The organism is Streptomyces sp. NPDC046821 (genome assembly GCF_040645335.1).
GTDB lineage: Bacteria > Actinomycetota > Actinomycetes > Streptomycetales > Streptomycetaceae > Streptomyces.
The window spans coordinates 376117-390332 of the sequence record NZ_JBEYYB010000003.1; the positions used below are offsets into that span (position 1 = coordinate 376117).

General features: G+C 71.0%; 13 protein-coding genes. 9 read left to right on the forward strand and 4 right to left on the reverse strand.

All coding sequences use genetic code 11. The annotated features are described in order from the left end of the window. Positions 1 to 151: 151 nt before the first annotated feature. Positions 152 to 1804, reverse strand: coding sequence for an amidohydrolase (locus tag ABZ893_RS08270; RefSeq protein ID WP_361398710.1), 1653 nt, complete (start codon positions 1802 to 1804; stop codon positions 152 to 154). A gap of 43 nt (positions 1805 to 1847) precedes the next feature. Next, entirely contained in the window at positions 1848 to 3275 is a 1428-nt protein-coding gene (locus ABZ893_RS08275) for a cytosine permease (protein WP_361398713.1), read from the reverse strand. 207 nt (positions 3276 to 3482) lie between these two features. Between ABZ893_RS08275 and ABZ893_RS08280 the strand changes: the two genes are divergently transcribed. From ABZ893_RS08280 to ABZ893_RS08300, 5 genes are all read left to right on the forward strand, one after another. Continuing rightward, positions 3483 to 4088 (forward strand): TetR/AcrR family transcriptional regulator, encoded by a 606-nt coding sequence (locus ABZ893_RS08280; protein WP_361398715.1) that lies wholly within the window; start codon positions 3483 to 3485, stop codon positions 4086 to 4088. A 50-nt stretch (positions 4089 to 4138) separates the two neighbouring features. Then, positions 4139 to 4840 carry a ribonuclease H gene (locus ABZ893_RS08285; RefSeq protein ID WP_361398718.1) on the forward strand — a complete coding sequence of 234 codons (702 nt, stop codon included), beginning with the start codon at positions 4139 to 4141 and terminating at the stop codon, positions 4838 to 4840. Further along, positions 4837 to 5673, forward strand: a complete 837-nt coding sequence (locus tag ABZ893_RS08290) for a 4'-phosphopantetheinyl transferase superfamily protein (RefSeq protein WP_361398721.1) — start codon at positions 4837 to 4839, stop codon at positions 5671 to 5673. Before ABZ893_RS08285 ends, ABZ893_RS08290 begins: the two co-directional genes overlap by 4 nt. A 206-nt stretch (positions 5674 to 5879) precedes the next feature. Next, complete coding sequence (locus ABZ893_RS08295; RefSeq protein WP_361399017.1) at positions 5880 to 6791, forward strand: D-2-hydroxyacid dehydrogenase family protein; 912 nt, start codon at positions 5880 to 5882, stop codon at positions 6789 to 6791. 107 nt (positions 6792 to 6898) lie between these two features. Then, positions 6899 to 7918 (forward strand): hypothetical protein, encoded by a 1020-nt coding sequence (locus tag ABZ893_RS08300; protein WP_361398724.1) that lies wholly within the window; start codon positions 6899 to 6901, stop codon positions 7916 to 7918. 17 nt (positions 7919 to 7935) lie between these two features. Here the strand turns inward: ABZ893_RS08300 and ABZ893_RS08305 are convergent, their stop codons facing one another. Beyond that, the gene (locus tag ABZ893_RS08305) at positions 7936 to 9159 is read right to left on the reverse strand and encodes a hypothetical protein (protein WP_361398727.1); all 1224 of its coding nucleotides are present in this window, start codon (positions 9157 to 9159) and stop codon (positions 7936 to 7938) included. 48 nt (positions 9160 to 9207) lie between these two features. On the opposite strand from ABZ893_RS08305, the gene ABZ893_RS08310 reads away from it, so the two are divergent. Continuing rightward, complete coding sequence (locus ABZ893_RS08310; RefSeq protein ID WP_361398730.1) at positions 9208 to 9858, forward strand: hypothetical protein; 651 nt, start codon at positions 9208 to 9210, stop codon at positions 9856 to 9858. A gap of 149 nt (positions 9859 to 10007) precedes the next feature. Further along, on the forward strand, positions 10008 to 10580 hold the full coding sequence (locus ABZ893_RS08315; RefSeq protein WP_361398732.1) for a HutD family protein: 573 nt from the start codon (positions 10008 to 10010) through the stop codon (positions 10578 to 10580). Between the two features lie 30 nt (positions 10581 to 10610). Here ABZ893_RS08315 and ABZ893_RS08320 read toward each other — a convergent pair whose 3' ends face one another. Continuing rightward, on the reverse strand, positions 10611 to 11252 hold the full coding sequence (locus ABZ893_RS08320) for a MerR family transcriptional regulator (RefSeq protein ID WP_361398735.1): 642 nt from the start codon (positions 11250 to 11252) through the stop codon (positions 10611 to 10613). Between the two features lie 88 nt (positions 11253 to 11340). Here ABZ893_RS08320 and ABZ893_RS08325 point away from each other — a divergent pair, with 88 nt between their 5' ends. Together ABZ893_RS08325 and ligA are read left to right on the forward strand one after the other, a co-directional pair. Then, the gene (locus ABZ893_RS08325; RefSeq protein WP_361398738.1) at positions 11341 to 11820 is read left to right on the forward strand and encodes a DUF4188 domain-containing protein; all 480 of its coding nucleotides are present in this window, start codon (positions 11341 to 11343) and stop codon (positions 11818 to 11820) included. Between the two features lie 169 nt (positions 11821 to 11989). After that, positions 11990 to 14083: an NAD-dependent DNA ligase LigA gene (ligA, locus tag ABZ893_RS08330; RefSeq protein WP_361398741.1), complete on the forward strand. Its 2094-nt coding sequence runs from the start codon at positions 11990 to 11992 to the stop codon at positions 14081 to 14083. The last annotated feature ends 133 nt before the right edge of the window (positions 14084 to 14216 follow it).

Consider the following 14216-nt stretch of genomic DNA (forward strand, 5'->3'; position numbering starts at 1 on the left):
CGGCGGATTCGGTCGCTTCGGTCGGGGAGATCGCTGCGGTCACGTATGTTCTCCTGAGGCGTCACGGTCGTACGAAGGTTGACGCGCCACTTTATCCCTCCTAATCGACCGTTTTGTACGCGACCGCTCGCGTGACCGTCCGCGTGCCCGACTACGCCCGGTGCTCGACCTTGCCGCCCACCACGACCGTCTCGGCCACCGTGCCAGGGATGTCCTCGGGCGCGGCGCGCAGGATGTCGCGGGACAGGACGACGAAGTCCGCAGCCTTGCCCACGCTCAGCGAACCCCGTTCGTTCTCAAGGAAGTTGGCGTACGCGGAACCCATCGTGTACCCGTACACTGCGGTCTCCACGTCCACGGTCTCGCCCGGCATCCACGGCTCGCCGCCGTCCAGCGGGCGCCGGGTCACGGCGGTGTAGATGCCGACCATCGGGTCCATCTCGGCTACGTTCCAGTCGCTGGAGAACGCGAGGACGGCACCCGACTCGTGCAGGCTGCGCATCGGCCAGGCCTTGTGCCAGCGGTCCGTGCCGACGTTCTCCGCCCAGTCCTTGCCCGGCCCGGCGACATCGGGCGCGCAGTGCCTCGGCTGCATACAGGCCACCACACCGAGCGCGGCGAAACGCGCCGTGTCGGCCGGGTCGAGGCACTCGACGTGGACGACCTGGTGCCGGGCGTCACGCTCACCGTTGACCGTACGGGCGTGCTCGACGGAGTCCAGGACCGTACGGATGCCGCGGTCGCCCGTCGCGTGGACGAAGCACTGGAAGCCGCGCGAGTCGAGCTTGGCGAGGAGGTCCGCGAACTCCTCCGGCGGGTAGAACGTCTCGCCGCGGTGGTGGCCGCAGCCCACGTACGGCTCCAGGAGCGCGGCGGTGCGCGGCTCGACGACGTCGTCGATGTAGAGCTTCAGCGGTCCGACGCGCAGCCGGTCGTCGGCGTGGCGCTCCGCGGCGGCCGCGAAGTCGTCGAGGTCGGCGTCGGTCGTGCCGCGCGGGTGGAACAGCGCCGCGACGATCCGCGAGCGCAGCCGGCCCTCGGCGCGGGCGCGCTCGTACAGGGCGAGGTCGTCGAGCGAGTTCTGCGGTTCGACGACGGTCGTGATGCCGAAGCGGATCGCGTCGTCGAGGGACTTGGCGAGGCGCCCGTACTGCCGGTCGGCCGAGGCCCACGGCACGCCGAGCTCCTTGAGCGCGCGGTGTCCGTCGCGCGACAGGCCCTTGACGGCGAAGTCCTTGACGAATCCGGTCGGTTCGCCGGTCTCGGGGTCGGTCGCTGCCTCGCCGAACGGCAGGCTCGTGTGGTCCTTGTCGATGCCGAGAGCGCGCAGCGCGGCCGTGTTCAGCCATGCGGTGTGCACGTCGTAGCTGAGGACGAACGCGGGCGTGTCGCCGGTCACCGGGTCCAGGTCGGCGGCCGTGGGCATACGGCCGTCGGGGATCGCCGAGTAGTCGAACGCCTCCGCCTCGATCCACGCGGCGTCGGCGTTCGCGGCCAGCCACGTGCTGATGCGGTGGTGGATCTCGTCGAGGGTGTCCACGCCGGCCAGTTGCACGCACGCGTCGTCGGAGCCGAGGCGTACGTGGTTGTGCGCGTCGATGAAGCCGGGCAGGACCAGCTTGCCGCCGGCGTCGACGACCTCGGTGCCGGGCCCCGTCCAGGCCTCGGCGTCCGCGTCCGAGCCGAGCCAGACGATCTTCCCGTCGCGCACGGCCAGCGCCTGCGCCTCGGGCAGCTCCGGGTCGACCGTGTGGACACGCGCGCCGCGCAGGACGAGGTCGGCGGGTGCGGGGGAGTGGGACATGAGGGGCAACTCCTAGAGAGATGAGGGGAGTTAAGGAGAAGGGTTACGCGGCAGGCTTGACGGTCCGCCGGGCGAGCACCCAGTACACGAGTGCGGAGACGACGGAGCCGAGCAGGGTCAGGTCGGCGCCGCCGAGCGGGGCCACCAGTGGTCCGGTCCAGAGTTCGGAGTCGCAGGTCAGCGCGGCGAAGGCCATGCCGGCGAGCAGGGCGACGATCCCGGCCGGGTGGTAGCCGCCCCGGTACCAGTAGGCGCCCTCACGCCCGGCGTGCAGCGCCGGTGCGTCGTACCAGCAGCGGCGCATCACCATGTCGGCGAGGAAGACACCGCCCCACGGCGCGAACACGATGATCAGCAGGGAGAGGAACGACAGCAGCGACTCGGTGAAGTCGGTGAAGAACAGCGCGTACAGCGAACCGGCCACCGTCACGCCCGCGCTGATCAGGATGGCCTTGGCGCGGCTCCACGGGATGCCCAGGACCTGGAGGTTCAGGCTGGACGAGTACAGCGTGATGATCGAGTTGGTGACCGATCCGCCGAGCACCAGGGCGAGGAAGAGCGGCTGGAACCAGCCCGGCAGAAGCCCCTCCGTACCGGCCACCGCGTCCGTCATGTCGGCCTGCGTGGCGGCCGCGACGCCCGCGATGCCGAGCGCGACCGACGACACGAGCCCGCCGAGCGCCCCGCTCCACGTGATCGACTTCAGCGAGGTGGTGCGCGGCAGGTAACGCGTGTAGTCGGCGGGCATCGGGACGTACGAGAACGGTCCCGCCAGCATCACGACGAACGCGAGGCTCCAGCCTGAGGCACCCGGGGAGCCGCCCGTCGACGCGCCGGTCTCGGCGCCCGGCAGCAGGAAGACGAGCAGCGCGGCGAAGCCCACGGCCAGGATGTACGCCATCCAGCGCTCGGCGAACTGCACGGTCGCGTGGCCCCACAGGGCGACGGCGAAGGTGAGGACCATCGTGACGGTCAGCGCGAAGGCGCGGGTGAGCGGGCCGTGCCAGCCGAGGTCGGCGCAGAACGCCTCGAGGGCGAGCGCCCCGACCACCGTGTTCACGATGGTGTAGCCGATCGAGACGATCCAGTTCAGCAGACCGGCCGGCCAGTTCCCGCGGATGCCGAAGGGTGCCCGCGAGATCACCAGGGTCGCCGTGCCGGTGCGGATGCCGCTCAGACCGGCGGCGCTGATGACGAAGAACGACAGCCCGCCGAGCACGACCGCCGCCGTGGCCTGCCAGAACGAGAGACCGAAGGACACCGCGAGAGCGCCGTTGATCACGTACGTGAAGGTCAGGTTCGAGCCGAACCAGAGCCAGAAAAGATCCTTCGCGCCGCCGTGCCGCTCCGCGTCGGGGATGGGGTCGATGCCGTGGGTCTCGACCTGGAAAACCTCGTCACCTGTGGCGGCGACGGCTGCCTGAGGTCCGGCGGCCGCCGGACCGGCGTCCACGGTGTGCTGCTGGGTCATCCCACCGTCCTTGCTGGTGTTTCTCGGAGTTGCGCACCTGAACGACACCTTGAATGTCGTTCTAAGTTCTTGAATGGCATTCAAGATGCGCTGCCGTAGTCCCGTACGTCAAGACCCCGCCGGGAATTCGCCGGATAGGGTCAGGGCGTCGGACCACGGGATCAACGGGATCAGCGGGTCGGGCCACGGGATCAGGGAGGCGCGGCTGTGGCGGCTACGGCGCGACGGCGTGACGGGCGGATCGCACAGGAGCGGATGCTGGAGGAGGCGATGACGGCCATCGCCGAGGACGGCCTGGCGTCGCTCACGATGTCGGCGCTCGGCAAGCGCCTCGGCACCAGCGGCGGCCACATCCTGTACTACTTCGGCAGCAAGGACCGCCTCCTCCTCGAAGCCCTGCGCTGGAGCGAGAACGGCCTCGCGGAGGAACGCCGGGCGCTGCTATCCCGCCGCGTCACGGCCGAGCGCAAACTCGACCAGTTCATGGAGCTGTACCTGCCGCGCGGCCCCCGCGACCCACGCTGGACCCTCTGGATCGAACTGTGGGCCCGCACCTCCACCGACGACGAGCTGCGGCAGGCTCAGGACGAGCTGGACCGCGCCTGGCAGGAGGACTTGGTCGCCCTGCTCGACAAGGGGGTCCGGCAAGGACGCTTCGCTCCCCTGGACGACGCCGCCGAGTCCGCGTCCCAACTCCTCGCCCTGCTCGACGGGTTGAGCACGCGCATCGTGCTCGGGCAGCGAGGTTCCGAGCCATCTGCGGTGCTCGCCACGGCACGGTCGGCGGCGCAGCGGCTGGTGGCGCGGGCCTGACGAGCGGGGGCCGCATCGGGGGGTGGCGTTCGCCGGTAGTGGGCACTGGCATGATCGGTGTCATGGCAGAACGAGTGATCGCCGCATGTGACGGGGCCTCCAAGGGAAACCCGGGGCCCGCCGGCTGGGCCTGGGTCGTCGCCGACGCCGGGGAGACCCCGGTCCGCTGGGAGGCCGGAGCCCTGGGCAAGGCGACGAACAACGTCGCGGAGCTCACCGCCCTGGAGCGTCTCCTTGCGGCAACGGATCCGAGCGTGCCTCTTGAGGTGCGGATGGACTCCCAGTACGCGATGAAGGCGGTCACGACGTGGCTGCCCGGCTGGAAGCGGAACGGCTGGAAGACCGCCGCGGGCAAGCCGGTCGCCAACCAGGAACTCGTCACCCGTATCGACGCGCTGCTCGACGGTCGCACCGTCGAGTTCCGTTACGTCCCCGCGCACCAGGTCGACGGCGACCCCCTCAACGATTTCGCCGACCGGGCCGCGAGCCAGGCCGCCGTCGTCCAGGCCCCGGCCGGCACCGAGCACGGCTCCCCGGAGCCCCCGCCGTCACCGGACACCGTCCCCTCCCGCAGCCCGGCGAAGAAGCGCCCCGCCGCCCGTACGAAGGCGGGCTCGACCCGCACGCTGAACGCCAAGTTCCCCGGCCGCTGCGTGTGCGGCCGCTCCTACGCGGCCGGGGAACAGATCGCCAAGAACCCCAAGGGCTGGGGCCACCCGGAGTGCCGTACGGGGGCGGGTGCGGAGGGGTGACGGTCCCGTTCCGCGGGGTGGACGTTCCGTTCCGCCCGGAACCGGCGCTGCCCGGTCCGTGGGCGGGCGCCCCGTCGCTGTGGCTGCTCAGGGTGTCGGCGTCGGATGAAAGGGCCTCGCGGGACGGCTCCCGACCGGAGGCCTCTGACCCGGAGGCCTCTGACCTGGACGACGCGGACCTGGACGTCTCCTGTCTCGACGCCGACGAGCGCTCCCGCGCCGCCGCCTTCGTACGCGACTCGGACCGGAATCTGTACCTGACCGCACACATCGCGCTACGCAAGCTCCTCGGCGCGAACCTGGATGTGCCGCCCGGCGAGGTCCGGTTCACTCGTGAGCCATGCGCCGAGTGCGGCGGCCCGCACGGGCGCCCCGTCCTGGCAGGCCTCCACTCCCCGCTGCACTTCTCCCTCTCGCACTGCGAAGGCCTCGTCCTGATCGGTACGGCGGCAGGACCGGTCGGCGTAGACGTGGAACGGGTGCCGGACCCCGACGCCGTGGACAGCCTGGCGAAGGAGCTGCACCCCGGTGAGCGGGCGGACCTGGCGGCGGTCCCGGCCGGCGCGCGCGCCGAGGCGTTCTGCCGGGTGTGGGCCCGCAAGGAGGCGTACCTCAAGGGCATCGGCGTAGGACTCACCCGCGCCCTGGACGCCGACTACGTGGGAGACCGCCCACGCCACGGCGCGGCCCACCCCTCCGGCTGGCACCTGCACTCGCTCGACCTCGGCCCGCATCGCGGCACACACGCCGCCGCGGTCGCCCTGCGCGAGCCCGCACCACCCGTGCTGCACGTCCTGCCCGACACGTACGCGTACGCACGTCAACACGGGTGACTCACGTAGCACCAGTTGCCGGAACTGGTGAGCGCCTACGTGGGGTGGCGGCGTCGAGCGGGCCTGTCGACGGTGATCCGGGGACCCGGCCGCAGCGCGGTGCCGAGGGGAGCCATTAGGGTTCAGGTACCGGACCTTCCAGGGGAGTTGCGTTGACCAGACTGCGCTGCGCCGTGCTCGACGACTACCAAGGCGTGGCCTTGTCGATGGCCGACTGGACCAGAGTCGGGACGGACGTCGAAGTCCGTTCCCTGCAGCGGCACTTGCTGACCGAGGACGCCGTCGCCGCTGCGACAGCCGACTGCGAGATCGTGGTCGCGATGCGGGAACGCACCCCCTTCACCGAGAGCCTTTTCGCCCGTCTTCCCGAGCTGCGCCTCCTCATCACCTCTGGGATGCGCAACGCCTCCATCGACCTCGCAGCCGCGGCCCGGCACGGCGTCACGGTGTGCGGCACGGTCAGCAACACCGAGCCGCCGGCCGAGCTGACCTGGGCGCTCCTCCTGGGCCTCGCCCGGAACGTGGTGCGCGAGAACAACGCCCTGCGTGACGTAGGCCCCTGGCAGAGCACGCTCGGCGCCGACCTGCACGGACGGCGGCTGGGCGTCCTCGGGCTCGGGAAGATCGGCACGAAGGTCGCCCGCGTCGGGCAGGCCTTCGGAATGGACGTCATCGCGTGGAGCGAGAACCTCACGGAGGAGCGCGCGGCGGAGGCCGGTGTGTCTCTCGCGTCCTCCAAGGAGGAGCTGCTGGAGACCAGTGACTTCGTCTCCGTCCACCTCGTCCTCAGCGACCGCACGCGCGGCCTCATCGGCGCGGACGACCTCAGGCGTATGCGCCGCACCGCCTACCTGGTCAACACGTCGCGCGCCGCGATCGTCGACCAGGACGCGCTGGTACGCGCCCTGCACGAGGGCTGGATCGCCGGTGCCGGCGCCGACGTCTTCGAGGCGGAACCGCTCCCGGCCGACCACCCTTTGCGCAGCGCCCCGAACTTCCTCGGCCTGCCGCACCTCGGCTATGTCACCCGCCGCAACTACGAGGGTTACTTCGAGGGCGCGGTCGAGGACATCGAGGCGTACCTCGCGGGCACACCGATCCGCACGATCACGGCCTGAGCGCAGTTGGTCCGGGCCGGACGTGGGGCGCGGTGATGCTCCGGGTAGGGTCCGGCCGTACGTGTGACGCCACGGGGGCCGCACGGCGGTGACGGGGGCGGGGACGGATGCGGCGCTGGATCAAGGTGGCGGTGACGGCCGCGGCCGTGCTCGGACTTGGCGGGTACATCGCCGAGCCGTACGCGCGTGACTGGATGGCCGTCGGCAGCGCGTGCGACGGCGCGCTGCCACGCGACGCCGTCGAACAACTGCGGCCCGAGAGCGCGCAGTTCACGGGCGGGGAGTCCCAACGGATTCCGGGACTCGGCTTCTACCGCTGCAGTCTGAGCTTTCAGGGCGAGCAGCGCTGGGATGTGCCACTGATCGGCCTGGCGGCGTACACCGGGCACGACGATCAGGACCGGGATTTGATGACCGCCTTCCCGGACATGCACCTCTCGAGTCACATGGTCCTGTCCGGCGGACTGCCCGGAATCGTCGACGACTTGGGGGTCGTCCGCATCGTGATGCCCTGCCCCGCGCTGGGCAAGGACGACGAGGGCAGGCCCCGCAAGATGCTCGTGCGTTTCGAGCCCGGGGAGGCGTGGAAGCGCGAGTCCGAAGCGGTGCACCGTACTGCTGTGAGCCTCGCCAACTCGGCCTCGGGCAAGCTCGGTTGCGGCGCGCGACCGCTCAGCGCGCCGCAGAAGACCGCGTCGCTCGACTGGAAGAAACGTCAGCGGTCGGCCGTACCCGTCGAGCGGGCCGCGGGCACCGGCTGCGACTGGCTGGCCCGGGCGGGCCTGGCCAGGGAGACGGGCTGGCGCGTCATGGCGGAGGTGAACGACTCCGCTCCCGCGAACTCCTGTGAGCTGCGGGGGAAGGAAACCGCGTCCGGCCGTGAGCCCGCGATGGTGTTCTCCGCCTGGTACGGAGACTGGGGCAACCGCCTCACGGCCGACGACGGCAACGGTGAACGCCTGCCCCTGACCGCTGTCGCCCGCTGCGACGGCGAGGCGGCCAACTTCCGTATCGACGCGGCGAAGAACACCCCCGGACTGGCCGAGGCCGACCGGCCGCGGCTGCTCAAGATGTTCGCCGAGGACCAGGTGCGGCGCCGCGGCTGCTCGGGGCTTCGGCTGTACTGAGCGACGCAGTTGGTGTGTCAGCGGCGGTCGGCCCTGACCATCCACATCTCGCGCACGTAATAGTCACCCATCAACTGCCGCATGGACGCCGCGCGTTGGGCCGGGACCTGGCGCTCTTTCGCCCACCGGTCGAGCACCGTGAACATCTGGTGCCGGCCGTTCATGACGTCGCCCCGGAGGGGTCCGGACGTGGGCCGGTCGGCGATGTCGCCCATCGGGGGCCGCGTCGTGAGTTGTCGCGCGGCGGGCCGGAACGTGCCACGGGTGTGCCGACGCACGGACGCGTCGAACGCGGCGATGTCGCGGATCGTGCCGTTCTTCGCGTAGTCGGAGCGCAGCGCCATGAGGGTTCCGATGTGGCCGGCCAGGTCCTGGAGGTCGTTGTCGGTCCAGGTCGTGGGGGTCGAGTACTCGGGGTCGGGGCGGTGGTCCGGGTCGCCGCCCTGACGGGTCAGCCGCTCCAGGTAGTGGGCGAGCTGGGCGCGGTGCGCGTCGTAGAGGACGGCGAACGCCTCTGGATTCTTTGCGAGTTCGGCCACCAGGGCGGGGACATTGGCTCCCACGCTCGTGTACGGGACCGAGTATTCGAAGGTGGCGTGGGCCTCGCCGGGGGCGAGAAAACGGCCGAGGTGGTTCCAGCCGTGAGTGTCGAGTGTGGCGTCGGCCGCGGGCGCGGCGGGGCCGGACAAGTCGTCCCCCGAGTGGTTGCCGTCGCGCAGGGCGTCCACCTCGTACTCGGCGACCATCCGGGCCACCCACGGTGCCAGCTCCGCCGGGATCTCGCGGTCGTCGAGGGCGGCGACCACGGAGTAGGCGCTACGGGCCTGGGCCATGGTGTGCGGTTTTCCGTGCCCGGACGCCCGGGTGGCCGCGTCGACGACCCGGCCGAGGGCACGTGCGCCGTCCCCGCAGAACGCGTCGTGCGCGAGGAGCTTCTTCGCCGCGCCGATCCGGCCCAGGTCGTCGCCGGGGTCCAACTCCTTTGTCGCGGCGGCGGGTTCATCGGCGAGGGCGCGCGTCCTGGCGGACACGGAGGTGCAGGGTTCGGCGTCGGCTCCGCCGGACCCGACGAGGACCAGTGGCACGGTCACGGCGGCGATCACGACGACCGCCAGGGCCGAGGACAACAACAACCAGTGCGCCCGCAACCGCCCGACCAGCCCCCGCACCGGCTCCACCACCTCGACGTCACCGCGTTCGCTGCCGCCCATGTCCCCGCCGCCGCTTCCCCCATCACGCATCCGGGCAGAGTAGCGACCGGACTCGGGAAGCGCGCGCCCGGGGGAGCGATGACGGACGGCGATACTGAGGCGGTGCTGATCGTGGACGCCGTAACGGAAACCGTGGACACCGCCGACTTCGCTCTCTGGCCGGTGGCCGACCTGCCCCCGTATCAGCGCCTGCCCCTGTCCGGCCGTATGTCCGCCCTCGAAGTGGGCTCCGCGATGGCGACCCTGGTCGACTACAACGCCGACACGTCGGACGGGCCCCACTCGGCTGACGACGCGCACGAGCACATCCGTCGCCTGCTGGAGACGGAGGACGTCATCGCGCCGGGCGGTCTGCGTATCCGGCACACCGGGAGCCGCGTCACCGTGAGCCCGGGATGCTGCTGCGGCCTGGAGAACTGGCGCGACTGGCTCGACATGACGAGCGGGGACGCCCCATGGTTCGGCCACGACCCCTCGCCGAGGGTCGAGCACGCCGGTCCGATAGTCCGCCTTTGGCCCGACGGCGGAGACGCGTCCGAGGCTCCCGCCGGGCGTCCCATCGATATCCCGCTGGACGACCTGCCAGGCATCCTGCACGGCGTACGCGAGAGACTGCTGGGCTTCCTGTCCCTCACCGAGCAGTGGGCTGCCCGCCATGTCCCGTCCCTCGCCAACGACCTGGTGGCGAAACTCGACCACGACCTGGCCATCAGCGGACCACTGCCGTAAGAGCCCTGGTCCGGGCCGTCGCGTAAAGTGCCGTGGTGAGGGCCTCAAGGTCCGGGCTCGTGGCCCGGCGGTGGGGCCTCGCTTCATGTACGGGCCGACGAGCCACGAGGAACGGGCTCCGCGGCCGGACGATCCGGAAGGACAGCGCGATGGCACTGCAGATTCTGCGGGCGCAGGACAGGACACCCGCACCGTGGAAGAACGGCGGAGGTGTCACCTCCGAGGTGGCCGTCCACCCCGAGGGAGCGGGGACGGACGACTTCGTCTGGCGTGTCAGCGTCGCCGATGTCGCGCAGGCCGGGCCGTTCTCCGTCTTCGAGGGCGTGGACCGGATCATCGCCGTCGTCGACGGTGCGGGGATGGCCCTTGCGGTCGACGGCGCCCCGCAGGTGCTGGACACGCCTTACGAGCCGTTCGCCTTCTCCGGTGACTCCGACACGACGTGCGAGCTGCTGGGCGGCCCGATCGTCGACTTCAACGTCATGGTGCGGCGCTCCGAGGCGTCGGCCCAGATCCGCATCGTGCGCGACCGCGCCGAGGTGCGGCCGGAAGCCGGGACGCGCGCGCTCGCCGTGGTCCTGGAGGGGGCGGCCACCCTCGGCCGGGAGTCCGTACGCCTCGGCCGCCTCGACGCGGTGCTGTTCGACGCGGGGGACGCCGACGACATCGCCGTGGACGGAGTCCTCGCGCTCATCACGATCGCCGACCGCGCCGCGGTCTGACCAACTGGTGGTGCGTTCCCGCGCCGGCTCTCACAGACCGAACCGGCGCGTGGAATGCTCCTCCTGCGCGATCCTGCGCAGCATGAGAAGGACCGGCTCGACCAGGATCACGCCCGCGACCGCCGCCTCGACCTTCTCAGCCTCTCCGGGGAACGTGTCCAGGCGGTCGATGTCGTGCTCCGCGACCCGCTCCATGTGCCGGGCGTACGGGGCGAGTTCGGCCGTCCCGCAGGTGTAGCCGAGACGGTTGAGAGTGGCCACCGTCGCGACGAGCGAGCGGTACGACGGCGAGAGGCTGCCGACGTCGCGCGAGGTGGTCCAGCCGAGCTCCTCCAGGAGCTGGTCGACGATCGCCGTCGCCTTGATGATGTCCGGATCGTCCGCGGGTTCCTCGGGCGGCTGCGGCAGTGCCCACAGCGCCCCGCCCAGGCGGAACGTCCGGCCGAGCGAATCGTCGTCCACCGCCGCGAGAACCTCGCGCGCCGTCGCCACGGGCACCCGGCCGACCTGGATCAGCGCCCGCACGAACCGCAGCCGGCGCAGATGCGAGTCGTCGTACTCGGCCTGTGTCGCCGTCACCCGCCGCCCCGGGGGCAGGAGTTGCTCCCGCAGGTAGTACTTGATCGTGGGGATCGGGACCCCGCTCAGTTCGCTGAGTTCCGCGAGCCGCATCTCTTGTACTCCAAGTTAGGAAGTGCCACTATCCAAACATGGGTGCCTGGATAGCGGCACTCTCCAATGATGTCGAACCGGGGGCTCCATGCGTACGAAGACACACATCGGACGGACGACCGCGGGTGAGCAGGGCGATGTCGTGGTCTTCCTCATCGGTATGCGCATCAACCGCTTCTGGGCGGTCCACCGCTGGCTGCCGGTGTTCCTGGCGATGCCCATGATGCTCAAGGAGCTGAGCCGCGACCGCTCCCTCGGCCTCCTCAACCACGTACTCCTCAGCGGCTCCCCGCGCACCTACGTCGTCGTCCAGTACTGGGAGTCGAAGGAAAAGCTCCTCGCCTACGCCGCCGCGCCGGAGAGCAAGCACCACCCCTGGTGGGGGCGGATCAACCGCTACCTCCGCAACAGCAAGGGCCACGTCGGCCTCTGGCACGAGACGTACGTCGTGCCCGAGGGCTCGTACGAGACGATCTACGGCGACATGCCTGAGTACGGTCTGGCCAAGGCGTACGGAGTCGCGAGCCTCGCGGAGGGCGTGCACGCGAAGGACCGGCTGAAGATCTGACGAGGCGCTGTCCCTGGCCGGGGCGTGCGGGCCGGGGCGCTCCCCCAGCCGGGACGGGGGCCCGCGCTTCCCAGCCGGGCGGAGGGCCCGGGCTCCCCAGCCCTCCGTCCTCGTCCGGGCGCAGCCGCCGCTCAAGTGGATTGTCAGTGCCACCAGGCACGATGGCAGCATGACAACGACTTCTGGTGAGTTCGTCCTGGCCGACGCCGCTGCCTACGCCCAGGCCGTCGCCGACGCCTCCATGGCGGCGGGGGCGTACTACGAGGGCGGGACGTCCGCCCTCGACGACGACGCGTACGACCGGCTCGTCCGCACCGTCGCCGCTTACGAGGAAGCTCACCCCGACGAGGTGCTGCCACACTCGCCGACCGGCAAGGTCGCGGGCGGCGCCGTCGAGGGGGACGTGCCGCACACGGTGCCGATGCTCAGCCTGGACAACGTCTTCGACGGTGAGCAGTTCACCACCTGGACCGCCTCCGTGGCCCGCCGGATCGGCCACGAGGTGACCCGGTGGAACGTCCAGCCCAAGCTGGACGGCCTGGCCATCGCCGCGCGGTACCACGAAGGCCGCCTCACCCGCCTGATCACCCGGGGCGACGGGACGGCGGGGGAGGACGTCTCGCACGCCATCGGCACTATCGAGGGCCTGCCCGACCGGCTCACCGAACCGCACACCGTCGAGGTGCGGGGCGAAGTCCTCATGACCATCAGCCAGTTCGAGCATGCGAACGAGGTCCGCACGGCACACGGCGGCGCCCCCTTCGCCAACCCGAGGAACGCCGCGGCCGGCACCCTCAGGGCCAAGGAGCGCTCCTACACGGTGCCGATGACCTTCTTCGGATACGGGCTGCTGCCCCTGCCGGACACTCCGGCCGAGCACACCGAGGAGCTGCGCACCCTCGCCCACGGCGAGCTGATGGACCGCGCCGCCGTACTCGGTGTCAACACCCCTTCCACGACGGCGGTTTCGGGACTCACCGTCGACACCGTGGAGGAAGTCCTCGCGCGCGTCGAGTACATCGCGGGCCTGCGCGCCGAGCTGCCGTTCGGAATCGACGGGATCGTCATCAAGGCGGATCTCGCGGCCGACCAGGAAGCCGCCGGTACGGGCACGCGCGCCCCGCGCTGGGCCATCGCCTTCAAGCTGCCCGCCGTCGAGAAGATCACCCGCCTGCTCGACGTCGAGTGGAACGTCGGCCGCACCGGCATCATCGCCCCGCGTGCCGTCCTCACTCCCGTAGACATCGACGGCAGCACGGTCGCGTACGCCACGCTGCATAATCCGGCCGACATCACCCGGCGCGACCTGCGGATCGGCGACCACGTGATGGTCTACAAGGCGGGCGACATCATCCCCCGCATCGAGGCGCCCGTCGCCCACCTGCGCACCGGCGACGAAAAGCCGATCGTGTTCCCCGAGACCTGCCCGCAGTGCGGCTCCGGCATCGACATGAGCGAACAGCGCTGGCGCTGCGAGCGCGGCCGGAACTGCCACGTGGTCGCCTCCCTCTCGTACGCCGCCGGGCGCGACCAGCTCGACATCGAAGGCCTCGGCGCCACCCGCGTCGTGCAACTCGTCGACGCCGGCCTCGTCGCCGATCTCGCCGACCTGTTCGCCCTCACCCGCGAGGGGCTGCTCGCCCTCGACCGGATGGGGGAGACCAGTACGGACAACCTCCTCGCCGCCATCGAGGCCGCCAAGGCCCAGCCGCTCTCCCGGGTGCTGTGCGCGCTCGGGGTGCGGGGCACCGGACGTTCCATGTCCCGCCGGATAGCCCGCCACTTCGCCACGATGGACCACATCCGCGCGGCGGACGCCGAGGCCATGCAGCGGGTCGAGGGCATCGGCGCCGAGAAGGCCCCGGTCATCGTCGCCGAACTCGCCGAACTCGCCCCGCTCATCGACCGGCTCGCGGCGGCGGGGCTGAACATGACGGAACCCGGCGCCACCCCGCCCGCCCCTGAAAGCGAGACAGAGGACGGGAACGAGGGCGGCGAGGCGGCGACCGCCGGACCCCTCGACGGCCTGACCGTCGTCGTCACGGGATCCATGACCGGCCCCCTGGAAAAGCTGAGCCGCAATCAGATGAACGAACTCATCGAGCGCGCCGGCGGCAAGTCGTCCTCCAGCGTTTCCAAGCGCACGGGGCTCGTGGTCGCGGGAGAGGGCGCCGGATCCAAGCGGACCAAGGCCGAGGACCTGGGTATCCGGCTCGCCACGCCGGACGAGTTCGCCGAACTCGTCGCGGACCTCCTGGACTGACGCTGCAACGACCCGCGCGGTCACGGTTGGAGAGTCCGCGAACGTACCCGGCCCGGCCAGATCCGTGGCTTAGAATGCACGGCCGGTGCGGGGTCCGGCGTGAGACCCGGAGGAAACGACGGCCGTGAACCGG

What these genes read in the sequence shown, in the direction of transcription:
- ABZ893_RS08305 (WP_361398727.1), bottom strand. Translation starts at nt 9,159, where the DNA reads ATGCGTGATGGGGGAAGCGGCGGCGGGGACATGGGCGGCAGCGAACGC.
- ABZ893_RS08325 (WP_361398738.1), top strand. Translation starts at nt 11,341, where the DNA reads ATGCGTACGAAGACACACATCGGACGGACGACCGCGGGTGAGCAGGGC.
- ligA (WP_361398741.1), top strand. Translation starts at nt 11,990, where the DNA reads ATGACAACGACTTCTGGTGAGTTCGTCCTGGCCGACGCCGCTGCCTAC.
- ABZ893_RS08285 (WP_361398718.1), top strand. Translation starts at nt 4,139, where the DNA reads ATGATCGGTGTCATGGCAGAACGAGTGATCGCCGCATGTGACGGGGCC.
- ABZ893_RS08295 (WP_361399017.1), top strand. Translation starts at nt 5,880, where the DNA reads ATGGCCGACTGGACCAGAGTCGGGACGGACGTCGAAGTCCGTTCCCTG.
- ABZ893_RS08320 (WP_361398735.1), bottom strand. Translation starts at nt 11,252, where the DNA reads ATGCGGCTCGCGGAACTCAGCGAACTGAGCGGGGTCCCGATCCCCACG.
- ABZ893_RS08300 (WP_361398724.1), top strand. Translation starts at nt 6,899, where the DNA reads ATGCGGCGCTGGATCAAGGTGGCGGTGACGGCCGCGGCCGTGCTCGGA.
- ABZ893_RS08270 (WP_361398710.1), bottom strand. Translation starts at nt 1,804, where the DNA reads ATGTCCCACTCCCCCGCACCCGCCGACCTCGTCCTGCGCGGCGCGCGT.
- ABZ893_RS08275 (WP_361398713.1), bottom strand. Translation starts at nt 3,275, where the DNA reads ATGACCCAGCAGCACACCGTGGACGCCGGTCCGGCGGCCGCCGGACCT.
- ABZ893_RS08310 (WP_361398730.1), top strand. Translation starts at nt 9,208, where the DNA reads ATGACGGACGGCGATACTGAGGCGGTGCTGATCGTGGACGCCGTAACG.
- ABZ893_RS08315 (WP_361398732.1), top strand. Translation starts at nt 10,008, where the DNA reads ATGGCACTGCAGATTCTGCGGGCGCAGGACAGGACACCCGCACCGTGG.